Genomic DNA, 17,422 nt, shown 5'->3' with positions numbered 1-17,422 from the left:
TACTTGAGCACATTCTACCATAAAAGTATGAAAAATTCAAGATTTTTACGAATAAATAACGTTTTCCTATTTCAAGCGTAAAGAAAAACTGCAAGATAGGCTCTTCTTACAGTTTTAAAATCATTTATCCTCTGAAAAACACGAATATTACCCTTTATTCAAAAATTGATCCCAAAAATAACGGAGATAGCTTTTCTTTCCCGTAATCATCTGCAGGCGACCTTCTAAACCATAACGAAGTGTTGCAGCTTGCTCAGAAGTCAGGTGGGTCTCCGCCTCAATTTTAAAGAAATTTCCTTGTTTAGTCTTTGTAGCTGTCGCATCAATACTTGTAATCGTAGAATCCAGGAAAATTTGATTCTTCGCATCATTAGTCGTAGTATAACGGACAGAGTCCCCAATCTTGACTCTAGCAACATCTTTTGAACTGAGATAGGCTGTGAGTTTGATTTTTCCTTCTTTTTCCAAAGATGGGTAGAGTTGGGCTAGCAAGGTTCCTTCTGCGACCATCGTAGATTCACTAGTCTCAGGATTAAGGTGAAGCACCCCATCCTCACTTGCTGTAATCTTCCCCTTATCTAGGAGACCTCCCTGTACCTTCTTACCAGATTCCGCCTCCAAAATTTTCTGATCTAGAAGAGTTAATTCCTGGCCAACTTTGACTAAGTGCTGAGACTTGAGCGATTCCAGTTGACTATCCAGTCCCGTTGCGTGGGCCTGTTGAGCTCCAGAACCCGCATACTGTACACGATACGTAGCTAGACTAGACTCTAGCTGAGCAATTTGTGCATCCACTTGCGCAATAACTTGCGATTTAGCTTGCGGATCTTCTTCACCTTGATTTTTATAGGTCTGGTAAAAAGAGTAGGCTGGATTCTGACTATCCAGTTGATCTCCCTTTTCAATCGCTGACTTAGCTGTTTTGTAGTCTCGAATTTTATCCTCTGTTTGGCTGATAAGATTGCCAATCTCGGCCTGGCTCTGACTTGCTGCCGCATTTTGAGAAGAGATGCTGGCATTTTGTTGAGAAACATTACTCCTAAGACTACTAGCTTGGCTGAGATAGTCTCGAAACATCTCCTGATAACCAAACTTATCCGCCTCTGGAAATTGATCACTCCCCTCTTTCAAACTGGATTGCAAATACCCCAACTGCTTTTTTTGATCCTTTAACATCTCCAATTGACTGGCATATGCCTCAACCTGGACAGCTTCCGCACCTTGCTGGTACTGAACGAGGAGTTCCCCCTGCTTGACTAGTTTGTTTTCTTCCAGATAATTTGCCACAATGCGTTGATTGCTAGTCGACTGGATATTGGCAATGATCCGACTAGGTTCGACAGTCGCTCTGGTAGACAAACTAATCTCTTTCTCTGCAAAAACTGCAAATCCTAGTAAAAACACGAACAGAAGTGACATAGGTAAAATCACCCGACTGGAAAAATTATGGTAACGACGATTATAAAACTCCGCACTTTCTAAAAATTCTGGTTTCATCCTCTCCTCTTTCTAGCTATTCACCAAATGGGCGTAAAATCCATCCTGTGCAAGCAAGTCTGCATGCTTTCCTTCTTCGATAATCTTGCCCTGTTCCAAAACAACAACCTTCTCTGTCCGCTCAGCGATGGTCAAGCGGTGGGCGATGAAAATCAAGGTCTTGTCCAAAGCCATGAGATTATCAACAATCCGCTTCTCTGTCAAAATATCCAGACTGCTGGTCGCCTCGTCCAAGATCAAGACAGGCGCATCTGTCAAGAGAGCACGCGCCAGAGCGATTCGCTGACGTTGTCCACCTGAAATTCCAGCTCCATCCGAAGTTAATTCTGTCTGGTAATTCAGTGGCATGCGCTCGATATCCTCTCGAATCTCGGCCAATTCAACTGCCCGTAAGATATCTTCCTGAGTTGTCCCCTCCTTGGCTCCAAGAAGAAGATTCTCCAAAATCGTTCCGTTAAAGACATAGGGCTGTTGAGGCAAATAGTTGATGTACTGGCGCAAAGCCTTTTTGTCAATCTGATTAAGATTGACACCACCCAGACTAATCTCTCCCTGACTTGGATCGTAGAAATTAACCATCATCTTGGCTAAGGTGGTCTTACCCGAACCTGAAATCCCCACAAAAGCCATCTTAGACCCTTGGGGAATGGTCAAATTAATATCCGACAAGACGTCACGACCATAGCCATACTTGTAGTGAACCTGCTTAAAGGTCATATCTCCATTCATCATGCTCAAATCTTCTACCGTTTTCTTCTCCTCAAACTCCGAAGCTACTAGATAAACCTCATTTAAGCGATTATTGGCAACCTGCGCTGTCTGAAGCTTGGTTTGCAGGTTGATGATATTTTCCAAAGGATTGGTAAAGTAAACAAGCAAAGTATTATAGGTAATCAGCTGGCCCAAACTCATTTTCCCATCCATGACCAGAATAGCTCCTAGCCAGAGAACGGCAACATTTAGCAGGAGCTGGGCAACTTTTTTCAGAGCCTTTTGCTGGCTTTCTGCCCGACTATAGGTAAAAGATTTTTTCAGATAAGCCACAAATTCCTTGTCAATCTTTTGATAGCGCGAACTCTCACTGGTCAAAGATTTAATGGTCTCAATGCCGTTGATGTCCTCAATGATAGAAGAAGACAGAACTGCATTGGCTTCCATGGTGTCCCGATTCATCTTTTCAAACGGCTTCATAAAGGCAAAGATAATCACTGTGTAGATAGGAAGTGCCAATAAAGTTATGAAAAAGAGTGTCATATTTTGTGAAAACAGGACAAGCGAGATAATCAAAATCGTCGACACATCTAGGAAAATCGACAGAATGGTCGACGCCAGCGCATCGATGATACTATTGGCATCTGTAAAACGAGACACGATTTCTCCTGTCCTGCGTGTCGCAAAAAAGGACATTGGCAGGTGAAAAACATGCTTGATGTAGGACAAAATCACGTCAATCGATAAGCGTTGCCCAAGTATCAGTAGGAGATATTCCTGGGCATAAGACAAAATCTGCTGGAGGATATAGACGATGACCAGCCCAATAGAGATAATACCCAGTGTCGAGCGCATCTGGTCTGGCACGTAACTATCAATGATAGACTGAAGATAGTAGGAACCCACGATATTGATCAAGGTTACCAAGAGTGTCGCTAGGACGATATTGGTAATTAAGCCACGCTGCTTGAGTAAGATCGGCAAGAAGGATAGGAGTCCCTGTTTTTTCTCCTTATGAGGTTTGTAGTCCGGTGATGGTGCCATAAAAATACTAACCCCTGTCCACTCTTGCGCAAATCGCTCACGGGAAATCTTAGTCAGCTTGACACCAGGATCCGGATCAGCGATATGAATGTGCTTTTTATCCTTACCTGTCACCACATAGTAGTGGAGCAACTTCCCTTCCTTGAGCACATGAGCCACAAAAGGAAAGGTCAAATCTGGCAGATCAAAGAGCGTCATATCCGCCTTGATAGCCCGCGTCTCAAACCCAATCTCCTCTGCCACCTTTACAAGTCCCAAAGCGGTCGTCCCATCCATGGTCGTCTTGGCTAACTCTCGTAGATGAGCCAAGGAGTAATAACTACCGTAGTAACCAAAGACCATAGCCAAGGAAGCCACGCCGCAATCCATCTGATCCACCTGGGGACGATAGTGCCTTTTCCTAAATTTCATATCTTCTCCTTTTTCTAACAATCTCTTTAAAAATTTGTAAGATTATTTTAACCAAATAAGGATAAAAACAGGAGAATATTCCCAAATAAACCATTTTCGCGCCTAAAACGCACTTTAAAAAGCATAAACTATCATTTAAATGTAAAAAAGCAGAACAAAAGTTCTGCCTGTTTAAAGTAACCGTTAAAAAATGAACGTCCAGAAATAAACTATTCTGAAATGATATTCTCTTTACTTCTATAAAGTGAGATAAATGTCATCAAAAATAATGAAATCGTAGGTATATCAAAACATTCAAACCACGTAGGTAGATTTATTTTGTTTACATCAGCCACAATTCTAATCATTAGATAAGCTATAGAGCTAAACAATACAATAAACTCTGACCAAGCTTTTTGTAGTAATTGAACGACTTTCATCTCAAACTCCGATCTGATGGTTCATCAATTTCCAATCGTACTTTCTTTTGTTTTGTACTTGTATCCTACATAAAACAGACCAAGCAGAATTGGATAGGTTTCTGGATAAAACAAGGTATTGAGCGGTTTTTTCAAAATCAAATACGTTGCGATGTAGATAATGAGTGATACAATAAAATATCCCTCAGCAAATCCTAATAAGAATTTTTTCATGGTAGACTCCTATTTACCTGACAAGAGTGCTCGAGTTGTTAAAATAGCTCCACCTGTATATACAAAACCTTTTACAAAACCGACTGCCACAGGGATAAGAAGGGGAAAGGCTCCCCCTTGAATTTCCTGCAAGTCCATATCAGTCATTGTTTCAAATTTTAAAATAGATTTTTCCATATCATCTCCTCCTTCTATTACCATCTACTCGTCACATAATTATAACCTGCAATTCCTGCTGCAGTAATTCCACCAGCAATTTTAGCTGCTGTCACAGGATTAGCAATCACCCAAGCTACAATCGGCCATGCTCCCCCATTCACATCCGTCAACTCTTCTTCTGTAAGAGCTACAAAGTTCTGTTCCATGTTGTCAAAATTTGTCATTTGTTTTCTCCTTATTTTTTTATATATTTAATCCTTAACCTCTAAGCCACTTAAATAGCCAGATTGGGTAAATTACTGAAATCATTTTCTTCTCTCCTTCCTTTTATCTCACTTATCTATTCGAGAAGTAATTTAAAATGAACAAGTAAATTTCATTTATTTTAAATACCATTTGATCAACCATGGCAATAAGATTGGTAAATACATCGCGTAGTCTCCTTCCTTTTTCCTTATCTATCTATTCGAAAAACAATTCGAAAATGAACAATTCATTCATTTTTATTTTAAAAGCCACTTAATGAACCACGGATAAAGACCAGTCACATACATAAACGTTCCTCCTTTTTCTTTCTCATATCTTTATTCGCAATTTCTACTAAAAGTTTCCCTTTTTCTGCAAATAAAAAACAACATGACTTGCATGTTGCTTTTTGCTATCCTTTACTTTTGACAACTGCTACCACATCTCCTACACTTTGCAGTTGGTCAATTTCCTCATCACTGATTTCAATTCCGAATTCATCTTCTAGTGTCAAGACGAACTCCATCAAGTCCACCGAGTCCGCATCTAGGTCATCTTTCAAACTCAAGGCTTCTGTTACGACAAAGTCCTCTCCCTGTCGCTCTTGGATAATGGTTACAATACGGTCAAAAATTTCTTTTTCTGTCATCTTTTTATTCTCCTGAAAATTCACGCGCAGTCTGGGCGACTACGTCTGTTTCTAGCATGGTACGAATCTGGCGAATCGTACTATACACAGCCTTGGCATCACTTGAGCCATGAGTCTTGACAACCGGTGCCTTAACACCAAACAAGACCGCTCCACCAACATCTGAATAGTTGAGTTGCTTTTTCAAACCTTTAAGGCTATCCTTGAGAAGAAGAGCACCTAGTTTCGCTCGAAGACCACCACCTGTGATAGCTGTCTTAAGCAAGCCCATGATACCCATGGCTGTCCCTTCAATAGATTTGAGCACAGCGTTTCCCGTGAAACCATCTGCCACAACAACATCCGCAACGCCATTCATCAAATCACGCGCTTCCACGTTTCCGACAAAATTCAAGCTTTCATCAGCTGCTAGCAAGGCGTAGGTTTCCTTACGAAGGGGATCGCCCTTGCTACTTTCTGTTCCATTGTTAAGCAAACCAACACGTGGTTTCGAAATCCCACGAACATTTTTCGCATAAAAGGAACCCAAAACAGCGTATTGGTGCAGATGATGGGCTGTATTTTCCGCATTGGCTCCAAGGTCTAGCATGTCAAAGCCTTTGCCATCAATGGTCGGTAAGGTCGACATGAGTCCAGGACGGTCGATATTCTTGATACGACCTACAATGAAGAATCCTGCAGCCAACAAGGCACCTGTATTCCCAGCCGAGAGGACAGCGTCTGCCTCTCCTTCTTTGACTGCCTTAGCCGCTAATACCATACTGGCATTTTTCTTCTTACGAATAGCTTTTGTAGGTTCATCATCAAAATCAATCTTCTCATCCGTATGGATAATGCTGACACGTTCTGTCGCTGTTAGATATTGCTTGATTTTGCTTTCGTCTCCATAGAGTTGAACCTCAATATCTGAAAAGTCAGCTAGGGCTTGATTGACACCCTCAACGATGGCTTGAGGTGCATAATCGCCCCCCATAGCATCTACTGCGATTTTTTTCATTTGTCTTCCTCTTTTAGTAATTGTCCCCAGTCTGCTAGGGAATCAATAAATTTCTTTGATTTCAGGTGAATTCCAACATACTCTTCGTAGATTTGGTCTATAAACTTGCGCAAGTCTTGCTTGATTTCAGGCTTGAGCGAAATGGTCTCCAAGGTCTCAAAATCAATGGCTTGAAATTGATTGAGTAGATAAGGGATATTGGGATTGAGATGGCAACGTCTCTCATCTTCATGATAATGCTCTGGGCAGAGGCAGGCTCCATATTTGAAAGAAAAGTCAAAAGCCTGACCGATCCGATGGCAAAAGACACACTCATTAAAATTAAGGCTAATCCCAAATCGGGTCAAGATTTGAATTTCAAAAATATTGGTCAAAACCTGATAATCCAAACCCTCTTCCATCAACTCCAAAGTCTTTTGCAAAAAAGCAAACAAGGGAGCATCCTGCTGGTTATCCTGCAAACTAGCATCTGCAAGAGCAGCAACATAGGTCGCATAAGCCATGACAAAGAGATCACTATTAATCTTAGGAAAGGTCATCACCTCATGGTAGTCCTCGATATAGCTGAGCCCATCATCATTGATTCGTAAGAGAAATCGCGCCAACACCAAGGGCTGAATAACCGGAGCTAGTTTGGACTGGCCAGCGTGTTTGACGAAAAACATGCGCTTGCCAGCCTGCTCGGTAAAAATCTTGACTAACTTGTCATCCTCACGAAAATTACGATTGTAGAGCACCAAGCCTTGACTCGTGATAGACTGAATCATGCTTCTCTCATGTACTCCTCAAGTCGTTTCATGGCTTCTTTGATAGTCTCTATGCTAGCTGCATAAGATAGGCGAACATAGCCTTCTCCGTAGCGTCCAAAGGCGGCACCAGGGATAAAGGCAACAGCCTTCTTCTGAGCAAAATCCTTCAGAAAAGCAAAGGAATCTTGATTGTAGCCAGCAGGAATCTTAGCAAAGATATAGAAGGCACCGTCTGGTTTAATAATCTCAAAACCAAGAGCAGTCATTTTCTCGATAATATAATCACGACGCTGAATGTACTCCTTCTTCATAGGCTCCGCGTCGTTTTTACCCGCCGTCAAAGCCTCCACCGCAGCATGTTGAGCCATAGTGTTTGCGGCAGTTACCAAGTACTGGTGACTCTTGATTAACTGAGCTGTAAAGGCCACAGGAGCAAAGATAAAGCCTAAACGCCAACCTGTCATAGCATGAGACTTAGATAAACCATTGATAATAATAGCCTGATCTCTCAGCATAGTTCCCAAAGATACATGGGCTTCGCCTGTATAGGTTAATTCTGAGTAAACCTCATCACAGACAACGAAAATCTCATACTTGCGTAAAACGTCCGCCAAGGCTTCCAACTGCTCCTGACTATAGGTAATTCCTGTCGGATTGGCTGGATAGTTGAGAATGACCGCCTTGAGCTTGTCGCCTTGCTCCAAAATGGCCTTTTCCAACATCTCAGGAGTCAAGACAAAACCATTTTCAGTCGTATCAATCTCGACAACCTCTGCCCCAACTAGATTGACAATCGGCTCATAACCTGGATAGGCAGGAGCTGGCAAGAGCACCTTATCTCCCTCTTCCAAAATAGCTGTCAAAGTAGCCGATAAAGCCTCTGTCGCCCCAATTGTAACCAAGATCTCATTTTCAGGATTATAATCTAGCTGGTATTTTTCTTTTACAAAATCACTGGCTGCCTGACGTAATGTTAACAGACCACTCATCCCTGTATAGTAGGATTGGTTCTGGTCGATGGCCCGCTTAGCCGCTTCCTTAACATGATCTGGCGTTGTAAAATCAGGTTCCCCCAAGGTCAAACGCAGGACCCCAGGAATCTCCGAAATAGCCTGGTCAAACTGGCGAATCAACGAAACTTGAATCTTATCTAATTGTTTATTAAAGCGCTTAGTTAAGTCCATAGATACCTCCTACTCTCAAAACGTATCTCTATTATACTACAAAAGCCCCCCGACCGCAAAAATACATTATATAATATCTTTCCACTTTCTATTTTACTTTTCCTGTTTACAGGTCTATAATGGTAACAGATTATGATTGGAGGTTTTTATGTCATTTCTATCAAAAAATGGAGCAGGCATCTTGGCCTGCCTTCTCATTTCTATCATTTCTTGGTTTCTAGGAGGACTTTTCCCCGTCGTGGGTGCACCCGTTTTTGCAATCTTTATAGGAATGCTCCTACACCCCTGGCTCTCCCCCTACAAACAACTAGATGCAGGTTTGACCTTTAGTTCCAAAAAATTACTCCAGTATGCTGTTATCTTGCTTGGTTTTGGTCTCAATATCTCGCAAGTCTTTGCAGTTGGACAAACTTCACTCCCTGTCATCCTATCAACAATTTCAATTTCCTTGATTGTTGCCTACCTCTTCCAGCGCTTCTTTGCACTGGATACAAAACTGGCTACCTTGATTGGAGTGGGATCTTCGATCTGTGGAGGTTCTGCCATTGCGGCGACAGCGCCTGTTATCCATGCTAAGGAAAAGGAAGTCGCCCAAGCCATTTCCGTTATCTTTTTCTTCAATATCTTGGCTGCGCTCATCTTTCCAACTCTAGGAACCTGGCTTCATCTATCTAATGACGGCTTTGCTCTCTTTGCAGGAACTGCGGTCAATGATACTTCTTCTGTAACGGCCACAGCTAGTGCTTGGGATAGTCTTTACCAGACCAATACCCTCGAATCGGCAACCATTGTTAAACTCACGCGCACCTTAGCGATCATTCCCATCACTCTCTTTCTCTCCTACTGGCAAAGTCGCCAGCAAGAAAATAAACAAGGCCTACAACTGAAAAAAGTTTTCCCACTTTTTATCCTTTATTTTATCCTGGCCTCTCTCTTAACGACTCTCCTTACCTCTCTCGGTGTGTCCAGTAGCTTCTTTACCCCTCTCAAACAACTCTCTAAATTCTTTATTATCATGGCCATGAGTGCTATCGGTCTCAAAACCAATCTGATTGCCATGGTTAGATCCAGTGGCAAATCTATTGTCCTCGGAGCCCTTTGCTGGATTGCCATCATCCTTACCAGTCTTGGCATGCAAGCATTGATTGGTACTTTATAATACAAAAAGGTAGCCATAGGCTACCTTTTTATTGCTCAAGAATTAAGCGAGTATGTTCTCTCTTGATACAGCGATTCATCACGATGTCATCGCATCCTCCAGCACGCAAGATTTCTTCCGCTTCTAGATTTTCAAGTCCTAATTGCGCCCAAAAAATCTTGGCATCAGCCTGGAGAAAATCACGCGCCACATCTGGTAAAAACTCGCTCCGTCGGTATACATTGACAATATCCACAGGAAAAGGAATCTCAGCTAGACTCGCATAAGCCTTTTCTCCCAAGATTTCCCCACCTGCAGCCTTGGGATTAACTGGAATGATTTTATAGCCCCGAGCCTGCATTTCCTTGGTCACTCGATTGCTGGTTGTTTCCTCACGATCGGACAAGCCCACTACCGCTAACGTTTTACTGGTCGCCAGATACTGGCGGATCACACCATCACTTGGATTGATAAATTCTTGGCTCATAGAGATCCTCCTTTTTTCTCAGTATAGCATATTTTGAAAAGGCTTGCAGGTTTTGACTATAAAAATCTCCTAGCAAGAAAAGAAACTTGCTAGGAGAGCTATCTATTTCAAGTGAAAGATTAAATCTTTTTCTCAATACAAAATAGGGGCGAAAGAGGACGTTTTTCGTGGATACGAACGATGGCATCCCCTAAGAGGTGGGCAATAGAGATCTGTTCAATCTTATCAATCAAACGCTCTTCTGGTAGGTAGATGGTATCCAAAACAACCAATTTCTTAATAGCTGATTTTTGGATATTATCCATAGCAGGACCAGAAAGAACTGGGTGCGTACAACTTGCGTATACTTCAACAGCACCTGCTTCAGCAAGAGCATCCGCCGCGTGACAAATGGTTCCAGCAGTATCAATCATATCGTCAATCAAGATACAAGTCTTACCTTCTACTTTACCAATGATATTCATCACTTCACTGGTATTCATCTTATCTACACTACGGCGTTTGTCAATAATCGCAATCGGAGTTTTCAAAAACTCTGCCAACTTACGAGCACGAGTCACCCCACCATGGTCTGGGCTGACAACCACGTAGTCAGATCCAACCATACCACGACGTTCAAAATAGTCCGCAATCAAAGGAGCACCCATCAAGTGATCTACAGGAATATCAAAGAATCCCTGAATCTGCGCAGCATGCAAGTCGATTGTCAATAAACGATCCACTCCAGCTACTTCAAGCATATTTGCAACAAGTTTTGAAGTGATTGGCTCACGCGCGCGCGCTTTTCTATCCTGACGTGCATAGCCATAGTAAGGCATAACAACATTGACAGATTCTGCACTGGCGCGCTTCAATGCGTCCACCATAATCAAAATTTCAAGTAAATTATCATTTACAGGTGAACTAGTTGATTGTAGGATAAAGACGTGTTTTCCACGGATTGATTCTTCGATGTTGACCTGAATCTCCCCATCTGAAAATTGGCGAACAGTCGATTTCCCCAACTCTATCCCAATTTCTTGCGCCACACGCTCTGCCAATTCTCTATTTGAAGAAAGGGCAAACAGCTTTAAATCAGAAAAAGACATGATTTCCTCCGGTATTTATGTATCACTTGTTTTTTCACAACATTTTCCATTTACCATTGTAGCGCTTTTTCCTTTATTTTTCAATCAAAAATAAAACAAGAGTAAACATTTATACCCTTGTTTTATACTATTTTATATTAGTTATATTAAAACTAAAAATCCTACATTTTAACAATCGATTTTATGCTAGGATGAAATTTTTTCGAGACAAAGTTAGCATACTTCTCTCATACTTCCTGTATCCACATCATAAACAGCACCTGATATAACCACATCATCAGGAATCAGTGGAGATTCTCGAAGCAATTGCATATCCTCTCTCACACTCTCTTCAACATCCTGAAATGGTAGAAAATCTTGGTCAGACACATCAACTCCGAGCTCATGTTCCAACTGTTTATGAAAACTTTCATTTTGAAAGGTTTGAGCTCCACAGTCTGTATGGTGAAGCACCACAATCTCTCTTGTTCCCATCTGTTGCTGGGAAATCACCAGCGAACGAATCATGTCCTCAGTTACTCGACCACCCGCATTCCGCAAGATATGAGCATCCCCAAGGGCCAAACCTAGAGCTTGCGCAACGTGTAGACGTGAGTCCATACAGGTCACGATAGCTACTCTGGTTTTGGGTTTAAGTGGCAGATTTAACTGCCCATGTAGGGCAACATAAGCCTGATTGGCTTGCATAAACTGTTCAAAATACGACACGATTCCCTCCTCAAAAATTTGATAATCAAATATTTCTCCTATCTTATCATTTTTAAGAGGATTTGTCACGGATTATGCAAAGACCTTTTTCAAAACTTCTTGAATCGTTGTCACACCAATGACTTCAATTTCCTTGGGTGGAGTGATTCCTGTCAAGGAATTCTTGGGTACATAAATCTTGGTAAAGCCCAGTTTTGCCGCTTCATTAATACGTTGTTCGATACGATTCACGCGCCGAATTTCTCCGGTCAAGCCCAGTTCACCCACAAAACATTCCTGAGGATTGGTAGGCTTGTCCTTGTAACTAGAGGCAATAGCCACTGCGACGGCTAAGTCAATGGCAGGCTCATCCAATTTGACACCGCCAGCAGATTTGAGATAGGCATCCTGATTTTGCAAGAGAAGCCCTGCTCGTTTTTCCAAAACAGCCATAATCAGACTCGCACGATTGAAATCAAGTCCAGTCGTCGTACGTTTAGCATTTCCAAACATGGTTGGTGTTACCAAAGCCTGAACCTCCGCCAAAATCGGACGGGTCCCTTCCATAGTCACCACAATTGATGAGCCAGTCGCTCCATCCAAACGCTCTGCTAGGAAAACTTGACTCGGATTGAGCACCTCAACCAATCCACCCGACTGCATCTCAAAGATGCCAATCTCATTAGTGGAACCAAAACGGTTTTTGACAGCTCTCAAGATACGAAAGGTATGGTGACGCTCCCCTTCAAAGTAAAGCACCGTATCCACCATATGCTCCAACATACGCGGACCAGCCAAGGTCCCTTCCTTGGTTACATGCCCGACGATAAAGATGGCAATATTGTTGGTCTTAGCTAGCTGCATGAGCTCAGCAGTCACCTCACGCACCTGAGAAACAGACCCCTGCACACCTGAAATCTCAGGAGACATGATGGTCTGGATGGAATCAATAATGAGAAAGTCTGGTTGGATCCGCTCCACCTCTGCGCGAACGCTCTGCATATTGGTCTCGGCATAGAGATAAAACTCGCTATCGATATCTCCCAAGCGCTCTGCTCGTAACTTAATCTGCTGAGCAGACTCCTCCCCACTAACATAGAGAACAGTCCCTACTTGAGACAACTGGGTTGAGACTTGTAAGAGAAGGGTTGATTTCCCAATCCCAGGATCCCCACCGATGAGGACGAGACTTCCTGGTACCACTCCGCCTCCAAGTACACGGTTAAATTCCTCCATCTCTGTCTTAGTTCGATTGACATTGATGGAAGTCACCTCAGCCAGTTTCATGGGCTTGGTTTTCTCACCTGTCAAGGACACACGCGCATTCTTGACCTCGGCAACCTCAACCTCTTCTACAAAAGAAGACCAAGCTCCACAGTTTGGACAGCGTCCTAGGTATTTGGGTGAGTTATAAGCACAATTTTGACAAATAAAAGTTGATTTTTTTTTAGCTATGATGATTCTCCTTCTACTGCAACTCCTATAGAGCGCCACTTATACAATGTATTTTGAAATTTCTTCTGGTTGACAACTCCGACAGCAGACAAATCGACAGAAACCTGATAATTCTCCTTGACAGCTGCCAAAACGGAAGCCTTAACACAGCCATTGCCATCTACCCCTATAAACTCTATGCTTTTAGCACCGTTTCCCTCTAAAAAATCTTTTAAATCTGGATTAGTAAAGCAAGAAGCCCGACGCTTCTCAAAGATACGAGAAGATACAAGTAACAAGCCGGTCGCAAATTTCTTCTTTCTATCTTTTCTCTCCCAGAAAAAACGATTGAGAATATAGATAACTCGGTCACTGGGATAAGCAGCAATTTTGTCATTTACAGCTGCAGTCAGTTCTTCATGATATGCTTTTCCTACAGCAACGTAATCTGACTGCATGTCTACAACTAATAAATAGTCTGCCATTTTATTCCTCTATTTCCCAGTTGACCCAAATCCACCAGTTCGCACGCCATCAGCTGCATCTCCATCTGCAATCAAAAATGGTGCAAAGACAGCCTGGACAACACGTTCCCCAACTTCGAGAACTACTTCCTTGTCAGTAATGTTTTTCATCTGCGCAAAGATATGTCCCTCATTACCGGGGTTACCATAATAATCCCCATCAATAACGCCAACCGAGTTAATCAAGACCAAGCCCTTCTTACGAGGGTTTGATGAACGGTCATAAAGATAAAGAACTTCTGTCGGTTGCATATAGGCCTTAACACCTGTCGGAACTAATACAATCTCTCCTGGCGCAATAACCGTACGCACAGCGACCTTTAAGTCGTAACCCGCTGCATGCACTGTCTCACGCTTAGGTAGCAAATTTTTATCTGTAAAGTTCGAAACCAATTCAAAACCACGAATTTTCATATTTTTCTCTTTTCTATTATCATTTATTCTAGATTATTCTATCTTATTTATTCGGAAAAAGCACGAAAAAAAGAGCACACAATTCAAATCGCTTAGGGCTGCTGGATTCCTCCCCTGACCCGCTTCACGCAGAACTGTTGCTCCACTGTTTATTATACCACATTCCCTTCTGTTTTTAAAGAGAAATTATTTTTTCCGTCTATTTCTAAAAAAGTCCTGCATAATAGCTGCACAGTCATCTTCCAAAATTCCCGTTTCTACCTCTACACGATGATTGAGGCGCTCATCTGTCAAAATATCGTACAAGCTCCCAGCTGCACCAAATTTCTGGTTTTTAGCCCCGTAGACTACGTTTGGAATACGGGCAAGCCCAATGGCCCCGCTACACATGACACAAGGCTCAATGGTCACAAAAAGCGTACAATCGAGCAGACGCCAACTCTCTTCACTCGTGTTCGCATTCTCTATGGCCATGATTTCCGCATGCATGACCGCCCGTTGCAACTCCTCGCGCGCATTATGCCCCCTACCAATGATTTCTCCATCCTTGACAATCACACAACCAATTGGAATTTCATCGTGTTCTAAGGCAATCTCAGCCTCTCTCAAAGCCTCTCTCATAAAGGCTTCTTTTTCTTCAACTGTATAATTCATCGTTCTTCTCTTTTCCTACTTGTCGATTTTATTATTATATCATGATTCTCAACACAAAAAAAGCCACCGAATGCGGTGACTTAATAGGGAGATTATTATGAAAAAGAAAAGTTTAGGATATTTGTTACAACAAGTTAGGAGGTCTTCTTGTAACTGTCTATAGTATACCCGACCTATCTTAAACTAATCTTAAAAATCTCCTATGACCAAACACTTTCTAAAATATTAGTTTGTTCACGATCAGGACCTACTGAGAAAGTAGAGATACGAACACCAACCAACTCGCTTACACGACGAACATAGTTACGTGCATTCTCAGGAAGGTCTTCTAAATTACGGACTCCAGTGATGTCTTCTGACCAACCTGGCAATTCCTCGTAGATAGGCTTGCAACGTTTCAACTGCTCAAGACTAGCAGGATAGTAATCAATACGTTGACCATCAAGATCATAGGCCACACAGATTTTCACAGTATCCAAACCACTCAAAACATCTATAGAGTTCAATGAAAGATTGGTAATCCCAGATACACGGCGGCTGTGGCGCATCACAACTGAGTCAAACCAACCCACACGACGTGGACGACCAGTTGTTGTACCATATTCATGACCTACTTCGCGAATGCGATCTCCCACTTCATCAAACAATTCAGTTGGGAAAGGACCGTCCCCTACACGACTCGTATAGGCTTTACAAACACCTACAACCTTGTCAATCTTACTTGGGCCAACACCAGACCCAATCGTCACACCACCAGCGACAGGGTTTGATGACGTAACAAATGGATACGTACCTTGGTCGATATCTAGCATAACACCTTGCGCACCTTCAAACAGCACACGTTTGCCATTATCAAGCGCATCATTCAAGATAACGGATGTATCTGTCACGTATTGCTTGATTTGTTGACCATACTCATAGTATTCTTCAAAAATATCGTCAACTGAAATAGGGGTACTATCATATAATTTTTCAAACAGACGATTCTTTTCCGCAAGATTGCGTTCCAAACGTTCACGGAAAATATCCTTATCCAAAAGATCTGCAATACGAATCCCAACACGAGCAGCTTTGTCCATATATGCTGGACCAATTCCCTTTATTGTAGTACCAATCTTATTATCACCCTTAGCTTCTTCTTGCAAGCGATCCAACTCAATGTGGTAAGGCAAAATAACATGCGCACGATCAGAGATACGTAGATTATCTGTTGTAACACCTTCTTCATGCAGATAAGACAATTCTTTCACAAGTGATTTAGGGTTTACAACCATACCGTTTCCAATAACTGAAATTTTTTCAGGGAAGAAAATTCCAGATGGAATCAAGTGCAACTTAAATTTCTTACCATCAATCACAATCGTGTGACCAGCATTATCACCACCTTGATAACGAGCAATTACCTCTGCATTAGCTGAAAGAAAATCTGTAATTTTCCCTTTACCTTCATCACCCCACTGGGTACCTACAACAACAACTGAAGTCATAATAAAATTCGTCTGAGCTACTAGGAGCTCGTCCTTTCTCATATACATGGCAGGAATTTCACCCGCAATTATATCTTACAGTTTATTATAAGAAAAAAACACTATTTTATCAAGAAGAAACAGCAGAAAAGATTTGGAAATTCTTTCATTTCTAAATACAGAAGCCTCTGATTATAAGCTAATTCTATATTTTTTAAAATATATCTATAACTATCATTCGTAATTATGATATAGATGTTTCCTATTGGATGAAATTTGTACCACCTTGCAGTAATTTATCTAGATATAGACGATAAGCTGTTCTAAAGTGATATAGAGAAAAGTCCCTATCACTTTTAATTTTAAATCGGATTAAGTAATATAGTAAAAACCGAAGATGAAGTGATTCCCACTCTGCACAACTCTGGCCTAAAGAGGCATATTCTTGTTCAACTAGTTTCAAAAAGACAAATGCTCGATCATAAAATTTCTGAAGCATATAAAAATTCCCTTTCTTATTAGTAACACTAGTCTAACAAAAAAAGGAACTAAAAAAGCTTCAAATCCTATAAAAGAAGAATTTAAAGCTAAACGAACTAAAAATAAAATAAAGAGGTAATTATAGGTACAAAAACTAAGACTTAGATTTTCAACTATCTACTTCACTTAAAAGTCATAACTACCCGTCTATGTACTTCACCTGACGGAGCAAGACGGACTAATAGTCACATAAAAAAACGTTCAATTGAACGTTTTTTGTCAGTACTCCGCCAGTAGGACTCGAACCTACGACATCATGATTAACAGTCATGCGCTACTACCAACTGAGCTATGGCGGATAAAAGCTAAGCGACTTCCATATCTCACAGGGGGCAACCCCCAACTACTTCCGGCGTTCTAGGGCTTAACTGCTGTGTTCGGCATGGGTACAGGTGTATCTCCTAGGCTATCGTCACTTAACTCTGAGTAATACCTACTCAAAATTGAATATCTATCAAATAATTAGAAAACCTCACGCTTCGTATCCTCAGTTACTTTGGATAAGTCCTCGAGCTATTAGTATTAGTCCGCTACATGTGTCGCCACACTTCCACTTCTAACCTATCTACCTGATCATCTCTCAGGGCTCTTACTGATATATAATCATGGGAAATCTCATCTTGAGGTGGGTTTCACACTTAGATGCTTTCAGCGTTTATCCCTTCCCTACATAGCTACCCAGCGATGCCTTTGGCAAGACAACTGGTACAC

The 17,422-nt window shown here is 41.8% G+C and carries 20 protein-coding genes, 1 tRNA gene, 2 rRNA genes and 1 other RNA gene; 1 reads left to right on the top strand and 23 read right to left on the bottom strand.

Annotated elements, in window-relative coordinates; all coding sequences use genetic code 11:
- Positions 1 to 147: 147 nt before the first annotated feature.
- From comB to HMPREF1149_RS10585, 10 genes are all read right to left on the bottom strand, one after another.
- Positions 148 to 1,497, bottom strand: a complete 1,350-nt coding sequence (gene comB, locus HMPREF1149_RS10625) for a competence pheromone export protein ComB (protein ID WP_000801580.1) — start codon at positions 1,495 to 1,497, stop codon at positions 148 to 150.
- A 12-nt stretch (positions 1,498 to 1,509) separates the two neighbouring features.
- Positions 1,510 to 3,663: a peptide cleavage/export ABC transporter ComA gene (gene comA, locus HMPREF1149_RS10620; protein ID WP_000672147.1), complete on the bottom strand. Its 2,154-nt coding sequence runs from the start codon at positions 3,661 to 3,663 to the stop codon at positions 1,510 to 1,512.
- A gap of 209 nt (positions 3,664 to 3,872) precedes the next feature.
- Positions 3,873 to 4,082 carry a hypothetical protein gene (locus HMPREF1149_RS11600; protein ID WP_000869801.1) on the bottom strand — a complete coding sequence of 70 codons (210 nt, stop codon included), beginning with the start codon at positions 4,080 to 4,082 and terminating at the stop codon, positions 3,873 to 3,875.
- A gap of 24 nt (positions 4,083 to 4,106) precedes the next feature.
- Positions 4,107 to 4,295 carry a hypothetical protein gene (locus HMPREF1149_RS10615; RefSeq protein WP_000714129.1) on the bottom strand — a complete coding sequence of 63 codons (189 nt, stop codon included), beginning with the start codon at positions 4,293 to 4,295 and terminating at the stop codon, positions 4,107 to 4,109.
- Between the two features lie 9 nt (positions 4,296 to 4,304).
- Positions 4,305 to 4,472: a class IIb bacteriocin, lactobin A/cerein 7B family gene (locus HMPREF1149_RS10610; protein ID WP_000415690.1), complete on the bottom strand. Its 168-nt coding sequence runs from the start codon at positions 4,470 to 4,472 to the stop codon at positions 4,305 to 4,307.
- A gap of 17 nt (positions 4,473 to 4,489) precedes the next feature.
- On the bottom strand, positions 4,490 to 4,678 hold the full coding sequence (locus tag HMPREF1149_RS10605; protein ID WP_000180835.1) for a class IIb bacteriocin, lactobin A/cerein 7B family: 189 nt from the start codon (positions 4,676 to 4,678) through the stop codon (positions 4,490 to 4,492).
- Positions 4,679 to 5,112: 434 nt separating this feature from the next.
- Positions 5,113 to 5,349, bottom strand: coding sequence for an acyl carrier protein (locus HMPREF1149_RS10600; protein ID WP_000136442.1), 237 nt, complete (start codon positions 5,347 to 5,349; stop codon positions 5,113 to 5,115).
- Positions 5,350 to 5,353: 4 nt separating this feature from the next.
- Positions 5,354 to 6,346 carry a phosphate acyltransferase PlsX gene (gene plsX, locus HMPREF1149_RS10595; RefSeq protein ID WP_000717447.1) on the bottom strand — a complete coding sequence of 331 codons (993 nt, stop codon included), beginning with the start codon at positions 6,344 to 6,346 and terminating at the stop codon, positions 5,354 to 5,356.
- Positions 6,343 to 7,113: a DNA repair protein RecO gene (recO, locus tag HMPREF1149_RS10590; RefSeq protein WP_000616138.1), complete on the bottom strand. Its 771-nt coding sequence runs from the start codon at positions 7,111 to 7,113 to the stop codon at positions 6,343 to 6,345. Before recO ends, plsX begins: the two co-directional genes overlap by 4 nt.
- Entirely contained in the window at positions 7,110 to 8,279 is a 1,170-nt protein-coding gene (locus HMPREF1149_RS10585) for a pyridoxal phosphate-dependent aminotransferase (protein ID WP_000366363.1), read from the bottom strand. The genes recO and HMPREF1149_RS10585 overlap by 4 nt, the downstream gene beginning before the upstream one ends.
- A gap of 148 nt (positions 8,280 to 8,427) precedes the next feature.
- Between HMPREF1149_RS10585 and HMPREF1149_RS10580 the strand changes: the two genes are divergently transcribed.
- A complete protein-coding gene (locus HMPREF1149_RS10580) occupies positions 8,428 to 9,438 on the top strand; it encodes a YeiH family protein (protein WP_000009130.1) in 1,011 nt (336 codons plus the stop codon).
- Positions 9,439 to 9,466: 28 nt separating this feature from the next.
- On the opposite strand, the gene HMPREF1149_RS10575 is transcribed toward HMPREF1149_RS10580, so the two are convergent.
- The 13 genes from HMPREF1149_RS10575 to HMPREF1149_RS0102245 form a co-directional block, all read right to left on the bottom strand.
- Entirely contained in the window at positions 9,467 to 9,904 is a 438-nt protein-coding gene (locus HMPREF1149_RS10575) for a CoA-binding protein (RefSeq protein ID WP_000076482.1), read from the bottom strand.
- Positions 9,905 to 10,023: 119 nt separating this feature from the next.
- Entirely contained in the window at positions 10,024 to 10,992 is a 969-nt protein-coding gene (locus HMPREF1149_RS10570; protein WP_000010182.1) for a ribose-phosphate diphosphokinase, read from the bottom strand.
- A 213-nt stretch (positions 10,993 to 11,205) separates the two neighbouring features.
- Positions 11,206 to 11,700: a beta-class carbonic anhydrase gene (locus HMPREF1149_RS10565; protein WP_025170471.1), complete on the bottom strand. Its 495-nt coding sequence runs from the start codon at positions 11,698 to 11,700 to the stop codon at positions 11,206 to 11,208.
- A 72-nt stretch (positions 11,701 to 11,772) separates the two neighbouring features.
- Positions 11,773 to 13,110: a DNA repair protein RadA gene (gene radA / locus HMPREF1149_RS10560; protein WP_231288434.1), complete on the bottom strand. Its 1,338-nt coding sequence runs from the start codon at positions 13,108 to 13,110 to the stop codon at positions 11,773 to 11,775.
- Between the two features lie 20 nt (positions 13,111 to 13,130).
- On the bottom strand, positions 13,131 to 13,598 hold the full coding sequence (locus tag HMPREF1149_RS10555; protein WP_000796429.1) for an isochorismatase family cysteine hydrolase: 468 nt from the start codon (positions 13,596 to 13,598) through the stop codon (positions 13,131 to 13,133).
- Positions 13,599 to 13,607: 9 nt separating this feature from the next.
- Complete coding sequence (locus HMPREF1149_RS10550) at positions 13,608 to 14,051, bottom strand: dUTP diphosphatase (RefSeq protein ID WP_000701975.1); 444 nt, start codon at positions 14,049 to 14,051, stop codon at positions 13,608 to 13,610.
- 56 nt (positions 14,052 to 14,107) lie between these two features.
- Positions 14,108 to 14,205: signal recognition particle sRNA small type (ffs, locus tag HMPREF1149_RS11430), an RNA gene on the bottom strand.
- A 32-nt stretch (positions 14,206 to 14,237) separates the two neighbouring features.
- A complete protein-coding gene (gene tadA, locus HMPREF1149_RS10545) occupies positions 14,238 to 14,705 on the bottom strand; it encodes a tRNA adenosine(34) deaminase TadA (protein WP_001110097.1) in 468 nt (155 codons plus the stop codon).
- Between the two features lie 200 nt (positions 14,706 to 14,905).
- Positions 14,906 to 16,192: an adenylosuccinate synthase gene (locus HMPREF1149_RS10540; protein WP_000205045.1), complete on the bottom strand. Its 1,287-nt coding sequence runs from the start codon at positions 16,190 to 16,192 to the stop codon at positions 14,906 to 14,908.
- Positions 16,193 to 16,433: 241 nt separating this feature from the next.
- The gene (gene comW, locus HMPREF1149_RS11595; RefSeq protein WP_000939507.1) at positions 16,434 to 16,670 is read right to left on the bottom strand and encodes a sigma(X)-activator ComW; all 237 of its coding nucleotides are present in this window, start codon (positions 16,668 to 16,670) and stop codon (positions 16,434 to 16,436) included.
- Between the two features lie 266 nt (positions 16,671 to 16,936).
- Positions 16,937 to 17,010: transfer RNA gene (locus HMPREF1149_RS10535), tRNA-Asn, on the bottom strand.
- A 5-nt stretch (positions 17,011 to 17,015) separates the two neighbouring features.
- Positions 17,016 to 17,131, bottom strand: a 5S ribosomal RNA gene (rrf, locus tag HMPREF1149_RS10530).
- Positions 17,132 to 17,207: 76 nt separating this feature from the next.
- Positions 17,208 to 17,422, bottom strand: a 23S ribosomal RNA gene (locus HMPREF1149_RS0102245); the annotation flags it as partial.

It is taken from the genome of Streptococcus sp. BS35b (assembly GCF_000286475.1).
GTDB classification, from domain to species: Bacteria; Bacillota; Bacilli; order Lactobacillales; family Streptococcaceae; genus Streptococcus; species Streptococcus oralis_W.
Note: the sequence above shows the minus strand (reverse complement) of the source record. Positions and strands in the feature narration are given on the sequence as shown.